20 protein-coding genes are annotated in these 23713 nt (G+C 68.5%); 12 read left to right on the forward strand and 8 right to left on the reverse strand.

Features of this window, described 5'->3' with window-relative positions; genetic code table 11:
- Nucleotides 1-180: 180 nt before the first annotated feature.
- The 4 genes from Tther_RS08260 to Tther_RS08275 form a co-directional block, all read right to left on the reverse strand.
- Nucleotides 181-1356, reverse strand: a complete 1176-nt coding sequence (locus Tther_RS08260; protein ID WP_143902849.1) for a branched-chain amino acid ABC transporter substrate-binding protein — start codon at nt 1354-1356, stop codon at nt 181-183.
- A gap of 122 nt (nt 1357-1478) precedes the next feature.
- Nucleotides 1479-1829 (reverse strand): hypothetical protein, encoded by a 351-nt coding sequence (locus Tther_RS08265; protein WP_143902789.1) that lies wholly within the window; start codon nt 1827-1829, stop codon nt 1479-1481.
- Entirely contained in the window at nt 1826-2317 is a 492-nt protein-coding gene (locus tag Tther_RS08270) for a DNA polymerase III subunit chi (RefSeq protein WP_143902791.1), read from the reverse strand. Before Tther_RS08270 ends, Tther_RS08265 begins: the two co-directional genes overlap by 4 nt.
- 9 nt (nt 2318-2326) lie before the next feature.
- Entirely contained in the window at nt 2327-3835 is a 1509-nt protein-coding gene (locus Tther_RS08275) for a leucyl aminopeptidase (RefSeq protein ID WP_143902793.1), read from the reverse strand.
- Between the two features lie 30 nt (nt 3836-3865).
- Here Tther_RS08275 and lptF point away from each other — a divergent pair, with 30 nt between their 5' ends.
- The 4 genes from lptF to Tther_RS08295 are packed head-to-tail and all read left to right on the forward strand — an operon-like array spanning nt 3866 to nt 8260.
- Nucleotides 3866-4966, forward strand: a complete 1101-nt coding sequence (gene lptF, locus Tther_RS08280) for an LPS export ABC transporter permease LptF (protein WP_143902795.1) — start codon at nt 3866-3868, stop codon at nt 4964-4966.
- Nucleotides 4963-6072 carry an LPS export ABC transporter permease LptG gene (gene lptG / locus Tther_RS08285; protein WP_143902797.1) on the forward strand — a complete coding sequence of 370 codons (1110 nt, stop codon included), beginning with the start codon at nt 4963-4965 and terminating at the stop codon, nt 6070-6072. Before lptF ends, lptG begins: the two co-directional genes overlap by 4 nt.
- Before the next feature lie 18 nt (nt 6073-6090).
- Nucleotides 6091-7035: a CysB family HTH-type transcriptional regulator gene (locus tag Tther_RS08290; RefSeq protein WP_143902799.1), complete on the forward strand. Its 945-nt coding sequence runs from the start codon at nt 6091-6093 to the stop codon at nt 7033-7035.
- 25 nt (nt 7036-7060) lie between these two features.
- Nucleotides 7061-8260 carry a pyridoxal phosphate-dependent aminotransferase gene (locus tag Tther_RS08295; RefSeq protein WP_143902801.1) on the forward strand — a complete coding sequence of 400 codons (1200 nt, stop codon included), beginning with the start codon at nt 7061-7063 and terminating at the stop codon, nt 8258-8260.
- 15 nt (nt 8261-8275) lie between these two features.
- Here the strand turns inward: Tther_RS08295 and hrpA are convergent, their stop codons facing one another.
- The gene (hrpA, locus tag Tther_RS08300; protein ID WP_143902803.1) at nt 8276-12271 is read right to left on the reverse strand and encodes an ATP-dependent RNA helicase HrpA; all 3996 of its coding nucleotides are present in this window, start codon (nt 12269-12271) and stop codon (nt 8276-8278) included.
- A gap of 27 nt (nt 12272-12298) precedes the next feature.
- Here hrpA and argA point away from each other — a divergent pair, with 27 nt between their 5' ends.
- On the forward strand, nt 12299-13648 hold the full coding sequence (argA, locus tag Tther_RS08305; RefSeq protein WP_143902805.1) for an amino-acid N-acetyltransferase: 1350 nt from the start codon (nt 12299-12301) through the stop codon (nt 13646-13648).
- A gap of 101 nt (nt 13649-13749) precedes the next feature.
- Here the strand turns inward: argA and Tther_RS08310 are convergent, their stop codons facing one another.
- Both Tther_RS08310 and Tther_RS08315 read right to left on the reverse strand, forming a co-directional pair.
- A complete protein-coding gene (locus Tther_RS08310) occupies nt 13750-13992 on the reverse strand; it encodes a hypothetical protein (RefSeq protein ID WP_143902807.1) in 243 nt (80 codons plus the stop codon).
- Nucleotides 13993-14203: 211 nt separating this feature from the next.
- A complete protein-coding gene (locus Tther_RS08315; RefSeq protein ID WP_143902809.1) occupies nt 14204-15400 on the reverse strand; it encodes a cupin domain-containing protein in 1197 nt (398 codons plus the stop codon).
- 14 nt (nt 15401-15414) lie between these two features.
- On the opposite strand from Tther_RS08315, the gene Tther_RS08320 reads away from it, so the two are divergent.
- On the forward strand, nt 15415-15912 hold the full coding sequence (locus Tther_RS08320) for an FKBP-type peptidyl-prolyl cis-trans isomerase (protein ID WP_143902812.1): 498 nt from the start codon (nt 15415-15417) through the stop codon (nt 15910-15912).
- 9 nt (nt 15913-15921) lie between these two features.
- On the opposite strand, the gene Tther_RS08325 is transcribed toward Tther_RS08320, so the two are convergent.
- Nucleotides 15922-16830, reverse strand: coding sequence for a LysR substrate-binding domain-containing protein (locus tag Tther_RS08325; RefSeq protein ID WP_143902814.1), 909 nt, complete (start codon nt 16828-16830; stop codon nt 15922-15924).
- Between the two features lie 127 nt (nt 16831-16957).
- Between Tther_RS08325 and Tther_RS08330 the strand changes: the two genes are divergently transcribed.
- From Tther_RS08330 to Tther_RS08355, 6 genes are all read left to right on the forward strand, one after another.
- Nucleotides 16958-18142 carry an acyl-CoA dehydrogenase gene (locus Tther_RS08330; protein ID WP_143902816.1) on the forward strand — a complete coding sequence of 395 codons (1185 nt, stop codon included), beginning with the start codon at nt 16958-16960 and terminating at the stop codon, nt 18140-18142.
- Nucleotides 18143-18148: 6 nt separating this feature from the next.
- On the forward strand, nt 18149-19372 hold the full coding sequence (locus tag Tther_RS08335; RefSeq protein ID WP_143902819.1) for a CaiB/BaiF CoA transferase family protein: 1224 nt from the start codon (nt 18149-18151) through the stop codon (nt 19370-19372).
- Between the two features lie 117 nt (nt 19373-19489).
- Nucleotides 19490-20575, forward strand: coding sequence for an ABC transporter ATP-binding protein (locus Tther_RS08340; protein ID WP_143902821.1), 1086 nt, complete (start codon nt 19490-19492; stop codon nt 20573-20575).
- Between the two features lie 35 nt (nt 20576-20610).
- Nucleotides 20611-21642, forward strand: coding sequence for an ABC transporter substrate-binding protein (locus Tther_RS08345; protein WP_143902823.1), 1032 nt, complete (start codon nt 20611-20613; stop codon nt 21640-21642).
- The gene (locus tag Tther_RS08350; RefSeq protein WP_143902825.1) at nt 21627-22877 is read left to right on the forward strand and encodes an ABC transporter permease; all 1251 of its coding nucleotides are present in this window, start codon (nt 21627-21629) and stop codon (nt 22875-22877) included. The genes Tther_RS08345 and Tther_RS08350 overlap by 16 nt, the downstream gene beginning before the upstream one ends.
- A 12-nt stretch (nt 22878-22889) precedes the next feature.
- Nucleotides 22890-23711, forward strand: coding sequence for an ABC transporter permease (locus tag Tther_RS08355; protein ID WP_143902827.1), 822 nt, complete (start codon nt 22890-22892; stop codon nt 23709-23711).
- The last annotated feature ends 2 nt before the right edge of the window (nt 23712-23713 follow it).

The following is a 23713-nucleotide window of genomic DNA, read 5'->3' on the forward strand; positions in this document are numbered from 1 at the left end:
CGCAGCTTCGCTCCACGCTTCCTCCCCACAATCGGTCACCCTCTTGCAGTTGCGCTTCGCTTCGTTCGCTGTGATCAACTTACGGGAGGACTTTCACCTCCAAGAGTGCGCCCGTGCCGGGCGCACACAAAAAACCCCGCCCAAGGGCGGGGTTTTTGCTGGCTGAAGCGCTGGCAGCGATCAGCGGATGACGGCAATTTCCGAACGCTGGCCGCCCTTGTAGGTGTAGAGGGTCAGCGCACCGTTTTTGATGTCACCCTTTTCGTCGAACTCGATCTGGCCGGTCACGCCCTTGTAGCTGATCGCCTTGAGCGCGGGCAGGTACTTGGCCGGGTCGGCCGAGTTGGCGTTTTGCATGGCCTTGACCATCACGTGCACCGCGTCATACACGTAGGGCGCGTACACCTGCACGTCCATGCCGAATTTGGCCTTGTAGTCGGCGCGGAACTTCTCCATGCCGGCTTTTTGTTCGCCTTCCACACCACCCGCTTCGGCGCAATAGACCTGTTCGTCGGCCATGCCGTCGCCGGCCAGCTTGGGCAGCTCGCTGGTGCAGATACCGTCACCACCCATGAATTTGGCGTTGATGCCCAGCTGCTTCATTTGCTTGAGCATCGGGCCGGCCACCGCGTCCATGCCACCGAAGAACACCACGTCGGGCTTCTTGGCCTTGATCTTGGTCAGGATGGCGTTGAAGTCGGTCGCCTTGTCGTTGGTGAACTCACGCTCCACGACCTCGCCACCCGCGGCCTTGACGCCCTTTTCGAACTCATCGGCCACGCCCTGGCCGTAGGCGGTGCGGTCATCGATCACGGCGACCTTCTTGGCGCCCAGCTTCTCGATCGCGTATTTGCCCAGGGTGCCACCCAGGTGGGTATCGTCCGCCACCACGCGGAAGACGTTGTTGAAGCCCTGGCGGGTGTATTTGGGGTTGGTGGCCGAGGGCGAAATTTGCGGAATGCCCGCGGCGTTGTACAGCTGCGACGCGGGGATGGTGGTGCCCGAGTTGAGGTGGCCGATCACGCCGTTGACCTTGGCGTCGACCAGCTTTTGCGCCGCGGCCGTGCCCTGCTTGGGATCGGCCGCATCGTCTTCGGCCAGCAGTTCGAACTTGACCGGCTTGCCTTCGAGCTGGATGCCAGCGGCATTGAGCTCATCGATGGCCATGCGCGCGCCATTCTCGTTGTCCTTGCCCAGGTGGGCGATCGGGCCGCTGGTGGGGCCGACGTGGCCAATCTTGACCACCAGGGTTTCAACCGCCGGACCTTGCGCCGCGGCGGGTGCGGCTTCTTCTTTCTTGCCGCAAGCAGCCAGGGCAATGGCGGCAGCGGCGACGATGGCCAGTTTGTATTGCATGTGCATGTTGACCCTTGTCAGACAAAATGGTTGAACGGTATGCGCAGCACGGAACTTTTGCGCAGACCTTTACGATACACGAAAAACGATCGCCGCAATGTCGGCGCGGGGCCGGCAGCGGGTCAATTACGGGTTGACCCTAATATGTCGTGCAAGGCTGCGCGGATGCGATCGGCCAAGGGGTCGCGCAGCGCAGCGCCCACGTCGCGTGCACAGGCGTCGGCATGGGCCAGCAGCCATCTCTGCACCGCCTCGGCGATGTCCTCGTGCAACGTCGGCGCCAGGCGTGCCAGGATGCGGTCGGTGAGGTCATCCAGATCCGCCTCGGTCACCGCGGCAGGCGGGTTCGGCGCCGCTGGCGCTGAAGAAGGCATCACCAACGGCGCGGAGGGCGCGACCGCCGCCGACAGACCCGGCACGACGTCGGTCAACACCGGCACCACCGGCGGCGGCTGACGGCCCGGCGGGGTCATGGCGCCTCCTGCGTCGCAGCGGCGGGGGCTGCCGGGGCCGCGGTCCGCCGCGTCCGATCGTGCGCCACGGGCTGCAGCCCGCGCGCCTGGTAGCGTCGCCAGCGTTGACGCGCGGCCGCCTTGTCCTCCTCGTCGTCCGAGACGATTTCCACCACACGCGCAAACGCTGCCGCCGCGTCGAGCGCGCTGGGCCACTCGCGCTGGGCGTTGACGAGCACGTTGCGCTCGCCGGCCAGGGGCGCCGACGGTCCCGCGATGACGATGGGCGAGCGCCGCAACAGCAGCGCCGGCGCGTCCGCGCGCACATGCGGCACAAAGTCATCCGCCGGCAGCGTCCACAGCGCTTGTTCGAGCGGGATCACCTCCTCCTCGGCCACCACCGCCCAGACCCGCGCCCCGGCGGCATAGGCTTTGGCCAGCAGACGGCACAGGTATGCGCTGCGCGCCGGCCAGGCCGCGGGGACGTTGAGGTGAAAGGCCACGTCCATGCGCGCGCCTCAAGCCCCGTCGGAGGTACGGCGGCGCCGCTGGCGCGGGACAGGCGGTGCCGAGGCGGCGCGCTGCGCCTCATCGAGCAGGTAGCGCACCAGCAGCGGCACGGGGCGCCCGGTCGCACCCTTGTCCTTGCCGCTTTTCCAGGCGGTGCCGGCTATGTCGAGGTGGGCCCACGGTGTGTCGCCGACGAACCGCTGCAAAAATTTGGCCGCCGTCACCACCCCGGCGGCGCGCCCACCCACGTTGGCCACGTCGGCAAACGATGTCTTGAGGGCCTCGCCATACTCGTCGTCGAGCGGCATGCGCCAGCACGGGTCGGCCGCGGCCTCGCCAGCGTCCAGCAGCGCCTGGGCCAAGGCGTCGTCGCTGGCGAACAAGCCCGAGCGCACATGGCCCAGCGCGATCACGCACGCGCCGGTGAGGGTGGCCACATCGATCACGGCGCGCGGCGCAAAGCGCTGCGCGTAGGTCAGCGCGTCGCACAGGATGAGCCGCCCTTCGGCGTCGGTGTTGAGGATTTCGATCGTCTGGCCGCTGAGGCTCGTGACCACGTCACCGGGTTTGACGGCCCCGCCACCCGGCATGTTCTCGCACGCGGGAATCAGGCCCACCACGTTGAGCGCCGGCCGCAGGTGGGCCAGGGCCTCGAACGTCCCGAGCACGCTGGCCGCGCCGCTCATGTCGAACTTCATCTCGTCCATCTCGGCGGCGGGCTTGAGCGAGATGCCCCCGGTGTCGAAGGTGATGCCCTTGCCGATCAGCACCACCGGCGCCACCGACTTGGGCGCGCCCCGGTAGCGCAACACGATGAAGCGCAGCGGCTGCCGCGACCCCTGCGCCACGGCCAACAACGCCCCCATGCCGAGCTTGGCCACCTCTTTGGGCCCCAACACCTCGACGTCGATGCCACGCCCGGCCAGCCCCAGCGCCGCCTCGGCCAGGTGCGTCGGTGTGGCGTGGTTGGCGGGGCGGTTGGCCCATTCCTTGGCCACCTCCTGGCCGCGCACGGTCGCCACCGCTTGCTCGAACGCGGCCCGCGCCGCCGCGTCGTCGGCCACGCCCACGGTCACCACCTCCAGCGCGCGTGGCTGCGGCTTGGACAGCGTCGTCGTGTAGCGGTAGCTGGCCGCGGCCACGCCCAGCACGGCGGCAGCCACCGCCGGCGCAGGCAGCGCGCCGAGCTGCAGCACCAGGCGGCGCACCGGCGCGCCGCCTTGGAGTGCGCCCAGCGCGGCCGCCACCGCCTGGCGCACGCGGCGCGCGCTGCCATCACCGCAGCGCACCAGCACGATGCGCCGCGGCCGCACCCCCGGCAGCCGATGCGCCGCCAGCCACTGCCCCGGCTCGCGCTTGAGGTCGCCATCGGCCAGCGCCTGCCGCGCCCACACGGTCAGGGCATCGGCCTGTGCCGGATCGGCGGCATCGGCCGCGTCCGGCCACACGAACACCAGCGCATCGGCCTCCTGCGAAGCGGCCGCGTGCGCCGTGAGGGTCTTGAGTCGAAAGTCCATAATCGGCGGTGTCGTTTTGAGCAGCCATCGATGTTATTCGAATCCTCGTTGCGCCGCGAACTGGCGCGCAGTTTCGGCGCCGCCCTCGTCGTGTTGTTGACCGTCGTCATCACGATGATGCTGGTGCGTGCGCTCAGCCAAGCCAGCCGGGGCGAGTTCGACCCGCAGGACGTGTTGCTGTTTCTGACCTACGCGGTGCTCACGCAGTTGGCCCCGCTGTTGACCATGGCGGTGTTCATCGCCGTCGCAGCCGTGCTGTCGCGCATGTACCGCGACAGCGAAATGGTGATCTGGCACGTCAGCGGCATCGGCCTGAGCCGTTTCGTGGCACCGGTGGCGCGTTTTGCCTGGCCGATATGGGCGGTGATTGCGCTGCTGACGGCCTTCGTGGCGCCCTGGGCCAACCAGCAACGCGACGAGATGCGCCTGCGTTACGAGCAGCGCGGCGACCTGGAACGGGTGGCGCCCGGGCAGTTCCAGGAGTCCAGCGGCGGGCGGCGCGTGCTCTACATCGACCGCAACGAGCAAGACGACGGGCAAGGGCGCAACGTTTTCATCCTCAGCGTGGAGCGCGATGGCAGCGAAAGCGTGCTGTCGGCACGCGCCTGGCAGGTGGTCACGCGCGACGGCGTGGCCTACCTGGTCTTGCGCGACGGCCAGCGCGTGCTGCGCGCAGGCGCGGGCGCCGAGTCGGCAGCGCAGGTGAGCGAATTCGACACGTACTGGGTGCAGGTGCGCAGCGCCGAGGCCGCACCGGGTGCCAGCGGCCGCCAAAGCGCGCGCACCACCTGGGAGCTGCTGCGCGACGGCTCCCCCTCGAGCCGGGGCGAGCTGTCGTGGCGTACCGGCCTGGTGCTCAGCGCCATCAACCTGGCGTTGCTGGCGATCGCCGTCTCCGCGGCCAACCCGCGCGCGGGCAAAAGCGGCAACCTGATGTTCATGCTGTTTGCATTTTTGCTCTACCACAACCTGCTGACCATGGGCGAGAGCTGGATCGCCCGCGGCCGCGTGGGCATGGGCACGTTCATGCTGCTGCTCCACGGCGGGGTCGCGCTGGGCGTGTTGCTGTGGCTGGCCCAGCGCGAACAACCCTGGCTGCAGCGCTGGCGTCGGCGCCCGGAGGCGGCATGAAGACCGTGCGGCGCCTCATCTACGGCGAAGTGCTCACAGCCGTGACCTTCGTGCTCGTGGCCTTTTTGGGGCTGTTTTCGTTTTTCGACCTCATCGACGAGCTCGACGCCCTGGGCCGCCCCTCGTTGCTCGATGCGCAGCGGTCCTATGCCTTGCGCGACGCGCTGCTGAGCGTGGTCCTGCAGCTGCCCAGCCGCTGGTACGAGCTGATGCCGATCGCCGTGCTGATCGGGACGGTCTACGCCCTGGCCCGGCTGGCGCAAGGGTCGGAGTTCACCATCCTGCGCGTCAGCGGCTTGGGGCCTGGCCGCGCGCTGCGGCTGATGGCCACGCTGGGCGCGCTGTTTGCGCTGCTGACCTTTGCCGTGGGCGACTACGTGGCACCGCTGGCCGAGCGCTACGCGCAGTTGCACAAAGCGCAGTTTCGCGGCGCGATCAGCATCGGGCGCACCGGCGCCTGGTTGCGCGAGCGCGGTGCGGACACCCAGGCCTCGGTCAACGTGCGCGCGCTCGCGCCCGATGGCGAGCTGCGCGACGTGCGCCTGTACATCTTCGACGGACAAGGCCGCGCGCGCGAATGGGTGTACGCCGCCGCTGGCGTCATCGACGGCGCGGCGGGGGTGTGGCAACTGCGCGACGTGCAGCGCCATCGCTTCGATGACCCGCAACACACCCGCGTCGAGCGGCTGCCCGAGCTGCAGTGGCCCTCCACCCTCACGGTCGAGATGCTGCATGTCGCGCTGCTCAAGCCCGAGCGCATGCGCACGCTGGACCTGTTTGCCTACATCCGCCACCTGCAATCCAATGCCCAGGCCGCGCAGCGCTACGAAATCGAGTTTTGGCGCAAGCTCTTCTACCCCCTGAGCTGCGTGGTCATGGTGGCGCTGGCGCTGCCTTTTGCCTACCTGCACTTCCGCAGCCCGGGACTGTCGGGCTACGTGTTTGCCGGCATCATGATCGGCATCAGCTTTTTCCTGCTCAACAGCGTGTTCGGGCAGATTGGCAACCTCAATGGCTGGCGGCCCTGGCTGGCCGCGGGAGCGCCCTCGGTGCTGTACTCGCTGCTGTCGCTGGGCGCCTTTGCCTGGCTGGTGTTGCGCCGCTGACGTCTGGGAGCGAGCCCCGTGAACCTGCATCAATTTCGCTTCGTGCAAGAGGCCGTGCGCCGCAACCTCAATTTGACCGAGGCGGCCAAGGCCCTGCACACCTCACAGCCCGGCGTTTCCAAGGCCATCCTGGAGCTGGAAGACGAGCTGGGCATCGACATCTTTGCGCGCCATGGCAAACGCATCAAGCGCCTGACCGAGCCGGGCCAGCAGGTGGTGCGCAGCATCGACATCATCTTGCGCGAGGTGCAAAACCTCAAGCGCATCGGCGAGCAGTATGCCGCCCAGGACAGCGGCACCCTGTCCATCGCCACCACGCACACCCAGGCGCGTTACGTGCTGCCGGCAGCCGTGGCGCGGCTGCGCCAGGCCTACCCCAAGGTGCGCATCAGCCTGCACCAGGGCGCCCCCGATCAGGTGGCGCGGCTGGTGCTGGAAGACCACGCCGACATCGGCATTGCCACCGAATCGTTGGCGCACCATGCCGAGCTGGTCACCCTGCCCTGCTACGAGTGGCAGCATGTGCTGGTGCTGCCGCCGGGCCACCCGCTGCTGGAGCGCGAGCGCATTGGCCTGGAGGACCTGGCGGCCCACCCGCTCATCACCTACCACCCGACCTTCACCGGCCGCACCCGCATCGACCAGGCCTTTGCCCAGCGCGGCCTGACACCGCAAATCGTGCTGGAGGCGATCGACTCGGACGTCATCAAGACCTATGTCAAGCTAGGCATGGGCGTGGGCATCGTGGCCGAAATGGCGGTGCAGGGCGAGGAGCGCACGCCCGACCTGGTGGCGCGGCCTGCGGGGTACCTGTTTGGCCACAACGTGGCGCGGGTGGCCTTCAAACGCGGGGCCTATTTGCGCCAGTTCGTGCTGCGCTTTGCCGAATTGCTCAGCGACCGCCTCTCGCGCGACCTGATCCTGCGCGCGATGGAAGGCGGCGGCCACGACTACCAGCTGTGACCACGCCCGCCACCGCACCGACGCCATGAACGCCCCCCACCAACCCCACACCGCCGTGCCGCCGCGCACGCCCGCGCTCAGCAGCCGCCTGCCCCGCGTCGGCACCACGATCTTTACCGTCATGTCCGCACTGGCGCAGGAAAGCGGCGCCGTCAACCTGGGCCAGGGTTTTCCGGATTTCGACTGCGACCCGCGGCTGCCGCAGGCCGTGACGGCGGCCATGCAGGCCGGGCACAACCAATACCCGCCCATGGCCGGTGTGCCGGCGCTGCGCCACGCCATCGCACACAAAGTCGCGTCACTCTACGGCCGCCGCTACGACCCCGACACCGAAATCACGGTCACCGCGGGGGCCACGCAGGCCATCCTGACCGCCATCTTGGCGCTGGTGCACCCCGGCGACGAGGTGATCGTGCTGGAGCCGTGTTACGACAGCTACGTGCCGAACATCGAGCTGGCCGGCGGCACGGTGGTGCGGGTGCCGCTCGTGCCGGGCACGTTCCGCCCGGACTTCGACCGCCTGGCGGCGGCCCTGACCCCGCGCACGCGAGCCATCCTGGTCAACACCCCGCACAACCCCAGCGGCACCGTGTGGCGCACGGCCGATCTGCAGCGCCTGTACGACCTGGTGGCCGACACGGACGTCTGGCTCATCGCCGACGAGGTCTACGAGCACATGGTCTACGACGGACAGACCCACCAGAGTCTGGCCACGCACCCGGGTTTGGCGGCGCGCGCGCTCATCGTCAGCAGCTTTGGCAAAACCTACCACGTCACCGGCTGGAAGGTGGGCTATGTGCTGGCCCCGGCGGCGCTGATGGCCGAATTTCGCAAGGTGCACCAGTTCAACGTCTTTACGGTCAACACGCCGATGCAGCATGGTCTGGCGGCGTACATGGCCGATCCGGCGCCGTACCGCGGGCTCAGCGCCTTCTACCAGGCCAAGCGCGATCGCTTCCGCGCCGGCCTGGCGCGCACGCGCTTTGGCCTGCTGCCGTGCGAAGGCACCTACTTTCAGTGCGTGGACTACAGCGGCCTGGCGGTGCCCGAGCGCGACCTGCCCGAGGCGGCGTTTTGCGAGTGGCTCACGCGTGAGGTGGGCGTGGCCGCGATCCCGCTGTCGGCTTTCTACGGCGACGGCTTCGATCAGCGCGTGGTGCGTTTTTGCTTTGCCAAGCGCGACGAGACGCTGGACGCGGCCCTGCAGCGGCTGGCGCGCCTGTGATGGCGGCGCGCACCGTCAGCCAAGCTGCGCCCAGACCTTTTCCAGCCGCTTGAGGCTGACGGGATACGGCGTGCGCAGCTCCTGCGCAAACAGGCTCACGCGCAGTTCCTCCAGCATCCAGCGCAGCGCCTGCAACCGCTCGTCGAGCCGGCCCTTGCGCTCGGCCACCAAGCGCCAAAAGCGTTGCTCGTGCGGACGCAATTCGGCCAGACGTGCCGCATCGCGCGCCGGGTCGGCCCGGCACTTGTCCAGGCGCAGCTGCACCGCCTTGAGGTAGCGCGGCAGATGCGCCAGCTGCTCCCAGGGCGTGTCGTGCAAAAAGCGCTTGCCCACCAGGCGCTGCAGGTGCTGCTGCTCGTCGCTGGCCATGGCCGCTGGCGGTTTGCCATCGCGCAACTTGCGCTGGGCGGCCGCCCATTCGGTGAGCACCTGCAGGGTCAGCCGCGCCACTTCCTGTGCGATGAGCACCAGCCGGCCACGCCCCTCCTCCAGCCGGCGCTCGAACGCCGCACCATCGTGCGGCAGCGGCGGCTGCATGAACGCGCGCTCGATGGCCAGCTCCACGATCTGGGTGCGCAACTCGTCCTGCGTACCCAGCGGCATGTAGAGCACGGCCATTTTTTGCAGCTCGGGCAGCGCCTTGTCCAAGGCCTTGAGGCGGTCGCGCAGCTGCAGCGCGAACAGGCGGCGCAAGCCTGCGCGGTGGTGCTGTGCCGCGACCTCTGGCTCGTCATACACCGCCAGCGTCACCGCGTCGCCCGCGTCGAGCAGCGCCGGGTAGCCAATCAGCGTCTGCTTGCCCTGGCGGATTTCCATCATCTCCGGCCAGCTGCCGAAGGCCCAATGCGTGTAGCGGGTGCTGGCGTCGGGCAGTTCGGGCTGGGGCGCTGGCGCGTCGGCGTCGGCGTCCGCACCCGGTGTGGCGCGCGGTGCCCCGCCGGAGGCTACGGCAGGGCCATCCGCGCCGCTGCCGCGCCGCGGCAGGGGCGCACCTTCTGCGCCCGCCGCCGTATCGGGCTCCTCGGCTGCGCGCGCGCCGAGTTTGAGCGCGGCCAGCGCCTGAAAGGCGCCGCGCGCCTGCGCGCCCCATTCGGCTTTGAGCGCCGCCAGGTGGCGACCCATGGCCAGCTGGCGGCCATGTTCATCGACCACGCGGATGTTGAGAAACAAGTGGGCCGGCACCGTCTCGAGCTTGAAGTCGCTGCGCTGCACCGGCAGCCCCGCGCGCTCGCGCACCGCCGCCAGCACGGCGTCGAGCAGGCTGCCCTGCGCCCAGCGCTCGGGCGTGCGCAGGGTGTCGGCGATGGCCTGGGCCGTCTCAGGCAGCGGCACGAGCCGCGCGCGCGGCTTTTGCGGCAGGCTCTTGAGCAGGGCCAAAACCTTGTCGCGCAGCATCCCAGGCACCAGCCACTCGGCCTGCTCGGCGCTGATCTGGTTGAGCGCAAACAACGGCACGTCCACGGTCACGCCGTCGCGCGGGTCGCCCGGCTCGTGCAGGTAGTGCGCCCGGCAATCCACCCCGCCCAGGCGCAGCAGCGGCGGAAAGGCCTGGGTGGTGATGCCGGCCGCCTCGTGGCGCATGAGCTCGTCGCGGCTGAGCATGAGCAGCCGCGGCTGCGTGCGCGACGCGTCACGCCACCAGCGCTCCAAATCGCGCCCACTGCACACATCGGGGGGCAGCTGGCTGTCGTAGAAGGCGTAAATCAGCGCGTCGTCGACCAGCACATCCTGGCGCCGCGCTTTGTGTTCGAGCTGCTGCACCTCGCGCAACACACGGCGGTTGTGCGCCCAAAACGGCAGCCGCGTGTCCCAGGTGTCTTCGGTCAAACCGGCCACCAGCGCCTCGCGGATGAACACCTCGCGCGCAGCGGCGGGGTCGATGCGGCCGTAGGCCACGCGGCGCTGGCTGTAGACGGTCAGGCCGTAGAGCGTGCCACGCTCATGGGCCACGACCTCGGCGCTGCGCTTTTCCCAATGGGGATCACCCACCTGGCGCTTGATCAGGTGCGCACCCACCTGCTCGATCCACTGCGGCTCGATGGTGGCGATGCCGCGGCCAAACAGGCGGGCAGTCTCCACCAGCTCGGCGCACAGAATCCAGCGGCCGGGGCGCTTTTTCAGTCGAACCCCGGGGTGCGGCACGAATTTGATGCCGCGCGTGCCCAGGTAGACATCCTCCGTCTCGTGCTTGCAGCCGACGTTGCCCAGCAGGCCGGCCAGCAGGCTTAGGTGGATTTGCTCGTAGGTGGCGGGTTGGGTGTTGGGCTTCCAGCCATGCTCGGCGCAAACGGTGTGCAACTGCTGGTGGATGTCGCGCCACTCGCGCAAGCGGCGCAGGTGGATGAAGCGCTCGCGCAGCAGCGCCTCGTACTGGCGGTTGGACAGGCGGTGCGTCGGCGCCTCACCCGGCGCGTGCACACCGCCGCGCGCTTTTTCCAGCCAGTCCCACAGCTTGAGGATGCCCACGAACTCGCTGCGCTCGTCGTCGAACGCCGCGTGCGCCTGGTCGGCCTTGGCCTGCGCCTCCAAGGGGCGCTCGCGCACGTCCTGCACGCTCAGGGCGCTGGCGATGACCAACACCTCGGCCAGCGCGCCGCGCTCGCGCGCGGCCAGGATCATGCGGCCCACGCGCGGATCGAGCGGCAGGCGCGACAGCTCGCGCCCCAACGGGGTCAACTGCAGCGTCTCGTCCAGGGCGCCCAGTTCCTGCAGCAGCTGGTAGCCGTCGCTGATGGCGCGGCGCGAGGGCGCCTCCAGGAACGGAAACGCCTCCACGTCGCCCAAGCCCAGCGCCTTCATGCGCAGGATCACCCCGGCCAGTGAGGAGCGCAGGATCTCGGGGTCGGTAAAGCGCGGCCGCGCGGCGAAATCGCGCTCGTCGTAGAGGCGGATGCAAATGCCCTCGGCGACGCGGCCGCAGCGGCCGGCACGCTGGTTGGCAGCGGCCTGGCTGATCGGCTCCACCAGCAGCTGCTCGACCTTGCTGCGCAGGCTGTAGCGCTTGACGCGCGCCAGGCCCGAGTCGATCACGTAGCGGATGCCGGGGACGGTCAGCGAGGTCTCGGCGACGTTGGTGGCCAGCACCACCCGGCGTTTGCCGCTGGGGTGAAAGATGCGGTTTTGCTCGGCGGCGCTCAGGCGCGCGTACAGCGGCAGCACCTCGGTGTCGCGCAGCGCGGGCTGGTGCGACAAGTGCCGGCGCAGGTGGTCCGCGGCATCGCGGATTTCGCGCTCGCCCGGCAAAAAGACCAGGATGTCGCCGGCGTGCGCGCCGCCGCGCCAGAGCTCGTCCACCGCGTCGGCGATCGCCTCCTCCAGCCCGTAGTCGCGACGCTCCTCGAACGGCCGCCAGCGAATTTCCACCGGGTAGGTGCGCCCACTGACGTGGATGATCGGCGCCGGGCCGGCCGCCGTCGCAAAGTGGTGGGCAAAACGCTCGGCGTCGATCGTCGCCGAGGTGATGATGACCTTCAGATCGGGCCGCCGCGGCAGCAGCGCCTTGAGGTAGCCAAGCAAAAAATCGATGTTGAGGCTGCGCTCGTGCGCCTCGTCGATGATCAGGGTGTCGTAGGCGCGCAGCAGCGGGTCGCGCTGGGTTTCGGCCAGCAAAATGCCGTCGGTCATCAGTTTGATGGCGGCACCCGGCTGCAGCCGGTCGTGAAAACGGATCTGGTAGCCGACCAGCTGACCCAGCTCGGTTTGCGTCTCCTCGGCGATGCGCGCCGCCACCGAGGTGGCGGCCAGCCGGCGCGGCTGGGTGTGGCCGATGAGGGGCCGGCGCCGCCGCCCCTCGCCGGGCTGCCAGTGCACGCCACCGCCGCGCCCCATGGCCAGCGCGATCTTGGGCAACTGGGTGGTTTTGCCCGACCCGGTCTCGCCACTGACGATGACGACCTGGTGCGCGCGCAGCGCCGCCTCGATCTCGTCGCGCCGGGCGGACACCGGCAGCGCTTGCGGAAACGCAATCACCGGCGTCGCGGCCGGCTGGTGGCACACTTCGTTTTGCAGCATGACCGCGCGATTATCCTAGCCCACCCGATGTCCACCGTCTTCAACTTCACGTTCGTGCCCTGGTTCCGGTCGGTGGCACCGTACATCCACAAGTTCCGCAACCAGACCTTCGTGGTCGGCGTGCCGGGCGAGGCGATCGCCGCCGGCAAGCTGCCCAACCTGGTGCAAGACCTGGCGCTGATCCAGAGCATGGGCGTGCGCATCGTGCTGGTGCACGGCTTTCGGCCCCAGGTCAATGAGCAGCTGCGCGCCAAGGGGCACGAGGCGCGCTACCACAACGGCATACGCATCACCGACCCGGTGACGCTGGACTGTGCGCAGGAGGCCGCCGGCCAGCTGCGCTACGAAATCGAAGCCGCCTTCAGCATGGGCCTGCCCAACACGCCCATGGCCGGCGCGACGGTGCGCGTGATCTCGGGCAATTTCATCACCGCGCGGCCGGTGGGCATCGTCGATGGCATCGACTTTCAACACTCGGGGCTGGTACGCAAGGTGGACGCCGTCGGCATCGTGCGCGCGCTGGACATGGGGGCGCTGGTGCTGCTGTCGCCCTTCGGCTTCTCGCCCACGGGCGAGGCGTTCAACCTCAGCATGGAGGAGGTGGCCACCAGCGTCGCGGTGGCGCTGCAGGCCGACAAGCTCATCTTCGTCACCGAGATCCCCGGCATCCGCGTGCGGCCGTTCGATCCGCCAGGCGACGACAACCCCATCGACACCGAGCTGCCGCTGGCCGACGCCGAGCGCATCCTGGCCGAGGGGCCGCAGCCCGCGCAGCCCACCGACCCGGGCTTTTACCTGCAGTACTGCGTGCGCGCCTGCAAGGGCGGCGTGGAGCGCAGCCACATCATCCCGTTTGCCGTCGACGGCTCGTTGCTGCTGGAGGTGTACGTGCACGATGGCATCGGCACCATGGTGGTCGATGAGAAGCTGGAGAGCCTGCGCGAGGCCACGGCCGACGACGTCGGGGGCATCTTGCAGCTCATCGAGCCGTTCGAAAAAGATGGCACGCTGGTCAAGCGCAGCCGCACCGAGATCGAGCGCGACATCGCCAACTACACCATCATCGAGCACGACGGCGTCATCTTTGGCTGTGCGGCGCTCTACCCCTACCCCGAGGCGCGCACCGGGGAGATGGCGTCGTTGACCGTCTCGCCACAGGCGCAGGGCCAGGGCGACGGCGAAAAGCTGCTCAAGCGCATCGAGCAGCGCGCACGCCTGATGGGGCTGGAGAGCATCTTCGTGCTCACCACGCGCACCATGCACTGGTTCCTCAAGCGGGGCTTTCAACCCGTGTCACCGGATTGGTTGCCCGAGGCGCGCAAGCGCAAATACAACTGGGACCGGCGCAGCCAGGTGCTGGTCAAACGCCTGGGCTAAAAACACCAAACCGCCCCGTGGGCGGTTTGGCGCTCGCGCAACGGGCGCAAAGGCCCGCTGCCGGGAAGGACGGCCGCCGGCTTACGCCAGCGGTCTGCCCATCACTGCTTTTGCTCTTGCGGCTTTTGCTCGCCACCGGCGGGTTGGGCCTGGTCGGCAGCGGGCTGCTGAGCGGGTTGCTGCGCGGCATCGGCGGCAGCGGGCTGCGCCGGCTGCTGGGCGCTGTCGGCAGGCGCCGGCGCCGCAGCCGGGGCGGGAGCGGGCGCGGGGGCTTCTTCCTTCTTGCCGCAGGCGGCAAGGCTGGCAGCAGCGATCAGGGCAGCAATCAGAGCGGTCTTGTTCATGGTGTTCGGGTTGTGTCACGCAAAAACCGGGTGGGAGATCACGGCCTCACGCCGCCGGCACGGCGTGGGTCGTGGTCCGCGTGCCACGGCGGGACCGCCGCGCACGAAACAGCCTCATTATAGGAAGCTCACCTAGGGTTTACCCTTGTAAGCAGTCGTAACAATTGCTACCGAAGCTCTCACGGTGGAACCCGCAGCAGGCCCGCCGGGGCTATGCGTCGGCGAGGTGCAGCCAGCCCGCCTCGAACCACTGGGCCAGCACACGTTGCGCGTCGGCGCTGGCACGCCGCACCGATGCGGCATCGAGCGCGCGCGCGTCGGCCAAGCGACGCATCAAGCGCGCATCGCGCCCGCGCGCCAGCAGCGCCTCCCCGTTGATGAACACGTGGTGGTCGTCATAGGCCATGCGGGTGCGCCGGTCCAACACCACCGCCCCCGGCGTCCAGGCCCCTGCAGGCGGGTCGAACCACACCCGCGGCTTGGGCTCGGTGAGCACCTCGCCCAGCGCGCACGCCAGCGCCTGCTCGTCGGCCAGCAGGCGTTGCAAGCCCGCGCGTGCGAAGTCGTGCAAGGCCGCGGGGATGCGCGCCGGCTCGGCGGTGGCGGGCTGTTGGGGGTCGCGGTAGAGCACGTCATCCTCGTGGTCGTCGGCCAGGCGCTGCGCCAGCTCGGCGGCCAGCCCGCCGCGCTCGGGGACGCGAAAACCGATCGAGTAGGTCATGCAGTCCCCCCCTTCGGCCACCCCGTCGTGGGCCCAGCGCGGCGGCAGGTAGAGCATGTCGCCGGGCTCGAGCACCCATTCCTGCTCCGGCTCGAAGCGCTGCAGGATCTTGCACGGCAGGTCGGGGCGCAGCGTCAAATCGCGCTGACGGCCGATGCGCCAGCGCCGCCGGCCACTGGCCTGCAGCAAAAAGACGTCGTAGCTGTCGTAGTGTGGCCCGACGCCGCCACGGTCGCTCGCCCACGAAATCATCACATCGTCCAGGCGCACATCGGGCACGAAGCGAAACCGCTGCATCAGCGCGTGCACGCCGTCGTGGTGCAGGTCCACCCCTTGCACGAGCAGGGTCCAACCCGGGCGGCTGCGCGGCGGCAAGGCCTGCTCGCCACGCCGCGCGGCCGGATCGAAGGGCCCATGGCGCAGGCGCCAGGTCTGCGCCGGGTCGGCGGCCTCGGGGTGTTGCTCGATGACGCGCGACTCCACGTCATCGCGCGCGGCCAGCGCCAACAGCTCGGTGCGCGACAGCAGAGGAGCAAACCCCGGGATGGCTTGCCGAATCAGCAGCGGGCGGCGCTGCCAGTGACGGCGCATGAACTGCGCGGGCGACAGCCCCCCCAGCAAGGCGATGGGGGTGTCGGGCGTGGGTGTGTGGGAGACGTCGTGCGCGTGGCGGTGGGGGCGGATCATGGGACAATTGTCCAATGAAAATCTCTCCGCCTTGTGTGGTCAGCCTGAGCTGGACCCTGAAGGACACCCTGGGTGAGGTGCTCGATGCCTCGGACGAGCCGGTCGAGTTCCTCGTCGGTGGCCGCGACCTGCTGGCCAGCATCGAGCAGGCCCTGCTCGGCCGTGGCCCGGGCGACCGCCTGGAACTGCACCTGGAACCGAAGGATGCTTTTGGCGACTTCGACGACCAGCTGATCTACCTGGAGCCGCGCGCGGCCTTCCCGGCCGAACTGGAGGTGGGCATGGCCTTCGAAGGCCTGCCCCCGGGGTGCACCCCGGATGCGCCGCGCGACCGGCTGTATTTTGTCAGCGAAATCTACCCCGAGCACGTGGTGCTCGACGCCAACCACCCGCTGGCGGGCATGGCGCTGCGCCTGACGCTGCAGGTGCACGAGGTGCGTGAAGCCACCGTCGACGAAGTGGGCCGGGGCAGCACCGGTACGGGGTTCTTCCAGGTGCGCCTGGACGGCTGAGCGGCGCGGTCACGGCGCGCGCACCTGCGCGCACGCCTCGAGCAGCCAGTCGCGCAGCAGCGCCAGCGCCGGGCGCTCGTCGCCCTGCGGCTGCACCAGGTAGTACGCGCGCTGCGCCCTGAGCGGCCGCGGGCAGGCCACGACCAGCGCCCCGCTGGCCAGCTCGTCCTGCACCAGCAGGGTGGGCATCAACGCCACGCCCAACCCCGCGATCGCGGCGGCCGTTTGCATCGAAAACAGCTCATAGCGCGGTCCCGCCATGGCGCGCGGCGCGTCCACCCCTTGGGCGTCGAACCATTGGCGCCACGCCTCGGGCCGGGTGGATTGTTGCAGCAGCGGCAGCGCAGCCAGCGTCTGCGGCGTCACCGGCTCCCCCGCTGGCAGCAGGCGCGGGCTGCACACCGGCAGCACGTCTTCATCGAGCAGGTGGGTGGCGCGCGTGCCGGCCCACTGCTGCAGTTGCTGCGGTGTGCCGGCCCAGATGGCGGCATCGATACCGGTGTCGGTGAACAGGAAGGGACGCGTGCGCGTCTCCAGGTGCACCAGCAGCTCCGGATGGCGCGCGGCCAGCTGCGGCAGGCGCGGGATCAGCCACCGCGTGGCAAAGGTGGGCACGGTGCCCAACGTCAGGGTGTCGGCCGGGCCGCTGCGTCCCATGACGTCCATGGCGTCGCGCTCCAGCGCGTCGAGGCGCTGGCGCACGTGCCGCGCGTAGTCCGCCCCGGCGGGGGTCAACACCATGCCATGCTGGGTGCGGCGAAACAGCGCCACGCCCAAAAACGCCTCCAGCGCCGCCACCTGGCGCGACACCGCGCCTTGCGTCAGGTTGAGCTCCTGGGCGGCACGGGTGAAGCTCTGGTGGCGCGCGGCAGCCTCGAAACAGTTGAGTGCCTGCAAGGACGGCAGCTTGCGTCGCATGGTGGAACGAGGCTACCACATTCGACATTCCGTTGGCGCATATCTGGACGAAAATTTTTCGTTTGCGACGGCCCGCATTCGGTCTTAGGATGCCGCCGTCAATCCCCCGTCTTTGTGAGGCAACCCGATGTCGACGACCGCCCGCTTTTCCTGGTCCGATCCGTTTTTGCTCGATGACCAACTGACCGCCGACGAGCGCCAGGTGCGCGACGCCGCGCACACCTATTGCCAAGAGCGCTTGCTGCCGCGCGTGCAGATGGCGTTTCGTACCGAATCCACCGACCGTGCCATCTTCAACGAAATGGGCGCCATCGGCCTGCTCGGCCCCACCATCCCGGAGCAGTACGGCGGCGCGGGCCTCAACTACGTCAGCTACGGGCTGATCGCGCGCGAAGTCGAGCGCGTCGACAGTGGCTACCGCAGCATGATGAGCGTGCAGTCCTCCCTGGTGATGGTGCCGATCTATGAATTCGGCACCGAAGCGCAAAAGCAAAAATACCTGCCCAAGCTGGCCACGGGCGAGTGGGTGGGGTGCTTTGGCCTGACCGAACCCAACCACGGCTCCGACCCGGGCAGCATGGTCACGCGCGCGCGCAAGGTGCCGGGGGGCTATGCGCTCAGCGGGGCCAAAATGTGGATCACCAACAGCCCCATCGCCGACGTCTTCGTCGTTTGGGCCAAGGACGACGACGGGCAGATCCGCGGCTTCATCCTGGAAAAGGGCTGGAAGGGCCTGTCGGCCCCCGCCATCCACGGCAAGGTGGGCCTGCGCACCAGCATCACCGGCGAAATCGTCATGGACGAGGTGTTCTGCCCGGAAGAAAACGCCTTCCCCGACATCCGTGGCCTCAAGGGGCCGTTTACCTGCCTCAACAGCGCGCGCTACGGCATCGCCTGGGGGGCGCTGGGCGCCGCCGAGGACTGCTACCACCGCGCGCGCCAGTATGTGCTCGATCGCCAGCAATTCGGGCGGCCGCTGGCGGCCAACCAGCTCATTCAGAAAAAGCTGGCCGACATGCTCACCGAAATCAGCCTGGGCCTGCAGGGCTGCCTGCGCTTGGGCCGGCTCAAGGACGAAGGCAAAGCGGCGGTGGAGATCACCAGCATCGTCAAGCGCAACAGCTGCGGCAAGGCGCTCGACATCGCGCGCATGGCGCGCGACATGATGGGCGGCAATGGCATCAGCGATGAATACGGCGTGGTACGCCACCTGGTCAACCTGGAGGTGGTCAACACCTACGAGGGCACGCACGACATCCACGCACTGATCCTGGGCCGTGCGATCACGGGCATCCAGGCGTTTACCGCCTGACGCGCCATGGCACCGTTCACCGACACGGACGGCCCGTTCGCCGCTGCCGAGGCACCCCGGCCACTGACGGGGGTGCGCGTGCTGGACCTCTCGCGCGTGCTGGCCGGCCCCTGGGCCAGCCAAATCCTGGCCGACTACGGGGCCGACGTCATCAAGGTCGAACGCCCCGGCAGCGGGGACGATACGCGCGCCTGGGGCCCACCGTGGTGGCAGCCCGACCCCACCCGCGACACCGCGCGCGTGGCGGCGTACTTTGTATGCGCCAACCGAGGTAAGCGCTCGGTGGCCATCGACATCACCACCCCCGCGGGCATCGAGCAGGTGCGCACCCTGGCACGCGACGCCGACGTGCTGATCGAAAACTACAAAGTCGGTCAGCTGGCCAAGTATGGGTTGGATGCGCGCAACCTGCAGGCGCTCAACCCACAGCTGATCTATTGCTCCATCACCGGCTACGGGCAAACCGGGCCGCTGGCGCACAAAGCCGGCTACGACTTCGCCATCCAGGCCGAGGGCGGGCTGATGAGCATCACCGGCGAGCCCGACGGCGAACCGCAAAAGGTGGGCGTGGCGGTCACCGACCTGATGACCGGCGTGTACGCGGCCACCGCCATCCTGGCCGCCCTGCACGAGCGCCAGCGCACAGGGCGTGGGCGGGTGTTGGACGCCTCGCTGTTCGACGTGCAGGTGGCCATGCTGGCCAACCAGGCCAGCAACCAGCTCATCGGCCAGCGCACGCCCGGGCGCATGGGCAACGCGCACCCCAACATCGTGCCGTATCAGGCCTTCCCCACCCAAGACGGGCACCTGGTGTTGGCGGTGGGCAACGACAGCCAGTTCCAACGCTTTTGCGAGGTGGCGGGCCATCCCGCCGTGGCACGCGACGTGCGTTTTGCCACCAACCCGGCGCGCGTGGAGCACCGCAACGTCCTGGTGCCGCTGATCACCGAGTGGACGCGCACACGCACCACCGCGGACTGGGTGCAGGCGCTGGACGCGGTGGGCGTGCCGTGCGCACCGATCCACGACATCGCGCAGGTGATGGCCCACCCCCATGTGCGGGCCCGCGGCATGGTGCTGCCCGCCGCGCCCGACCGCCCGCCGATGGTGGCACACCCGGTGCTGTTCGACGGTCAGCGGCCCACGGCCCCACGCCCGCCCCCTGCGCTGGGTGCCGATCCAGCGCAATGGGATGCACCCGCCCCGGACGGGGGTGCAGCGCCTACCTAGGGTTTCCATGTAGCGGCCGCACGAGCAGTACACCCGGGCCAGTGGTTGGGGATAACTGTATCGGTGATGGGGTCAATCGTCCGCTAGATTCACGCCAACGGCTCTTGACAACGACGCATGACGACACAAACCCCTCTGGTCACCTTCTCCGGCGTGCAAAAAACCTACGACGGCGAGCACCTGGTGGTGCGTGATCTGCACCTCGACATCGAAGCGGGGGAGTTCCTTTCGCTGTTGGGCCCGTCCGGCTCGGGCAAGACCACGACGCTGATGATGCTCGCCGGCTTCGAGACGCCCACCGCGGGCGAAATCCGGCTGCGCGGGCGCGACATCACCCACACGCCGCCGCACAAGCGGCATTTTGGGATGGTGTTTCAAAACTACGCGCTCTTTCCGCACATGACGGTGGCGGACAACATCGCCTACCCGTTGACGGTGCGGCGCGTGCGTCGGGCCGAGCGTGAGGCCAAGGTGCGGCGGGCGCTGGACATGGTGCAGATGGGCCGCATGGCGGAGCGCTACCCCGCACAGCTCTCGGGCGGCCAGCAACAGCGCGTGGCGCTGGCGCGTGCGCTGGTGTTCGACCCCCAGCTTGTGCTCATGGACGAACCGCTGGGCGCCCTGGACAAGCAGCTGCGCGAGCACATGCAAATCGAGCTCAAAGCGCTGCACCGGCAACTCGGCATCACCTTCGTGTACGTCACGCGCGACCAGTCGGAGGCGCTGACGATGTCGGACCGCGTGGCCGTGTTCAACGAAGGCGTGATTCAGCAAATCGACCGTGTCGATCGCTTGTACGAGGCGCCGGTCAATCGCTTCGTCGCCTCGTTTGTGGGCGACAGCACCACGCTCGATGCCCGCGTGGTCGAGGTCGCCGGTGACGACGCGATCGTGGCGCTGGCCGATGGCACCCGGCTGCGCGGACGCAACGTCAACGGCGCGACCGTTGGCGACGCGGTGCAGTGCTGTATCCGGCCCGAGCGCATCGCGGTCGTGGCGCCCGACCAGCCTGCGCCCAGTGGCAACCTCATCGAGGCCGTGTTGGACGACACCATTTACTTCGGCGATCACCTGCGCCTGCGCTGCCGACGCCCCCAAGGCCCGGAAGTGATCGTCAAGTGCCCCTTGTCGCAGAGTGCTCCCGCGGCGGGTGCGGTTGTGCGCTTGCACCTGCCCGCGGCGTATTTGCGGCTCTACCGTTGACTTTCCCCCACCACTTGACAGAGGAGAACCCCACGATGCGATTCACCGCCACCCTGATCGCCCTTGCCGCCCTGTGCGGCACGGCCGCCCAAGCGCAGTCGTCCCTGACCGTGGTCAACTTCGGCGGCGCCAACGGCGCCGCGCAAAAAAAGGCGTACATCGAGCCGTTCGAAAAGGCCCAGAACGTGCGCGTCACGGCCGTCGAGTACAACGGCGAGCAGGCGCGCATCAAAGCCATGGTGGAATCCCGCAAGGTCACCTGGGATGTCGTGGAAGTCGAAAGCCCCGACGTCAATCGCGGCTGCGATGAGGGGCTGTTCGAGCGGCTCGACTGGACCAAGATCGGCAACAAGGCCGACTTTCTGCCCGCTGCGGTGCACGAGTGTGGCGTGGGCACGTTCGTGTGGTCCACGGTGCTCGCCTACAACGGTGACCGGCTCAAGAACGCGCCAACCAGCTGGGCGGATTTCTGGGATGTGCAGAAATTCCCCGGCAAGCGGGGCATGCGCAAAGGCGCACGCTACAACCTGGAATTTGCCTTGATGGCAGACGGCGTCCCACCCGCCGATGTCTACAAGGTGCTCGCCACCAAGGAAGGCGCGGACCGCGCGTTTCGCAAGCTCACCGAGCTCAAGCCCCACATCCAATGGTGGGAAGCGGGTGCACAGCCGCCGCAGTTTCTGGTCGCCGGCGATGTGGTCATGTCCACCGCGTACAACGGCCGTATCGATGCCGCCCAGCGCGAAGGTCGTAACCTCAGAATCAGCTGGACCGGCGGCATTTACGACCTGGACTACTGGGTCATCCCCAAAGGCTCGCCCAACCGCGATCTGGCACATCGCTTCATCGCTGCGGCCAGCACGCCCGATGCACAGGCCCAATACGCCCGGCTGATCTCCTACGGCCCGACCAACAAAAAGGCGCTGGGGCTGCTCGACGCCAAGGTGCTGGAGCAGTTGCCCACCTCGCCGGCCAACAGCAAAGATGCCTTGCGTTTTGACATTCGCTTCTGGGCCGACCAGGGCGAGGCTCTGGAGAAGCGCTTCGCGGCATGGGCGGCGCAATGACGGCTGCGGCGATCCCGGGCAGCGCCGATTTGGTGCGGCAGTTGCGCCGCACCCAACGGCGCCAGCAGTGGCGCGCGGCGGCATTGACCGCGCCGCTGCTGCTGTTTTTGCTGGTGTTCTTTCTGGTGCCGCTGGGCAGCCTGCTGGTGCGCGCGGTGGAAAACCCCGAAGTCGCCGACACGTTGCCCGCCACGGCGCGCGCCTTGGCTGACTGGGACGGCCGCGCAGCCCCACCAGCGGCCGCTTATGCCGCCATCGCCGCGGACCTGGGTGCCTTAAGCGAAACGGCACAGGCCGGCGCCCTGGCCCGACGCCTCAACAGCGAAGTGCCCGGTGCGCGCTCGCTGGTCATGGGCACCTACCGCGCCGTGCGCGAATGGTCGGCGCCGCCAGCCGATGTGCGACAGGCGCTGCTGGAACTGGACCCGCGCTGGGGCGAAATGTCGTATTGGCAGGCCATCGCCAAAAACACCCAGCGCTGGACGCCGGACTACCTGCTCGCGGCGCTGGACATGCGCCGCTCGCTCGACGGCACCATCGAGCGCATCCCACCCGAGGAAGCGGTGTTCTCCCAAATCCTCTGGCGCACGTTCGAAATCAGCGCCGTCGTCACGCTGGTTGCGCTGCTGATGGCCTACCCGCTGGCCTATTGGCTCAGCACCCTGCCCGAGCGGCGCGCCAACCTGATGCTGATCCTGGTCTTGCTGCCCTTTTGGACGTCGGTGTTGGTGCGCATCGCGGCCTGGATCGTGCTGCTGCAAAACAATGGCCTCATCAATCACGGCCTGCAAACCGTGGGCCTGATCGACGAGCCGCTGCCGCTGCTGTTCAACCGCACCGGCGTCATCATCGCCATGGTGCACATCCTGCTGCCGTTCATGATTTTGCCGCTCTACAGCGTGATGAAGACGGTGCCTGCGAACTACCTGCGGGCGGCCGTCTCACTGGGCAGCCACCCGCTGGCAGCGTTCGTGCGTGTCGTGCTGCCGCAAACCTACCCGGGCGTCGCCGCGGGCAGCCTGCTGGTGTTCATCACGTCCATTGGCTATTACGTCACGCCCGCGCTGCTGGGTGGGGCCAGCGACCAGATGCTGAGCTACTACGTCGCCCAATACACCAACGTCGAAGTCAATTGGGGCATGGCCTGCGCGTTGGGGGCCGTGTTGCTGGCAGCCACGCTGGTGCTGTTCGTCTTCTACCGGCGCGTCGCACGCGGCGGGCTGAGCCTGGGTTGAGGGGAGTCCACGATGCGTCGTTGGTTGCCCGATCTCCCATCGCACTACCGCTGGTTCGACCACCTGGGCTGGTGGCTGCTGCGCCTGGCGGCGCTGGGCGTGCTGGGTTTTTTGGTCCTGCCCATCGCCGCCATCGTGCCACTGTCGTTCAGCGACAGCACGTTCTTGGCCTACCCGATCGAAAACTGGTCGCTGCGCTGGTACCGCGAAATGTGGCACGCACCCGAATGGGCCCGCGCGGCCCGCAACAGCTTCATTGTCGCCCCTGCGGCCACCTTGATTGCCACCGTGTTGGGTACGCTCGCGGCCATGGGCCTGGCACGCACGCGCTTCCCCGGCAAGGAGCTGATCAACAGCATCGTGATCGCGCCCATGGTGGTGCCCATCGTCGTGGTGGGCGTGAGCACGTATTTGTATTTTGCGCGGCTGGGCCTGAACGACTCGTACCTGGGGCTGATTCTGGTGCACGCAGCGCTGGGCGCCCCGTTCGTCGTCACCACCGTGATGGCCACACTGCAGAATTTCAACACCAACCTGGTGCGCGCCAGCCTGAGCCTGGGCGCCGGGCCGTTGGAGACGTTTCGCCGCGTCACGCTGCCGGTGATCGCGCCGGGGGTGATCTCGGGTGCGCTGTTCGCATTCGCCACCTCGTTCGACGAAGTCGTGGTAACGCTGTTTTTGGCCGGTCCGCAGCAGGTCACCCTGCCCCGGCAAATGTTTACCGGCATCCGCGAAAACATCTCCCCCACCATCGCTGCCGTGGCCACGCTGCTGACGCTGTTCACCACCGCGCTGATGCTGGTACTGGAGTGGCTGCGCGGCCGCCGGCGCTGACC

Origin of the sequence: Tepidimonas thermarum (assembly GCF_007556705.1) — a bacterium.
GTDB lineage: Bacteria > Pseudomonadota > Gammaproteobacteria > Burkholderiales > Burkholderiaceae_C > Tepidimonas > Tepidimonas thermarum.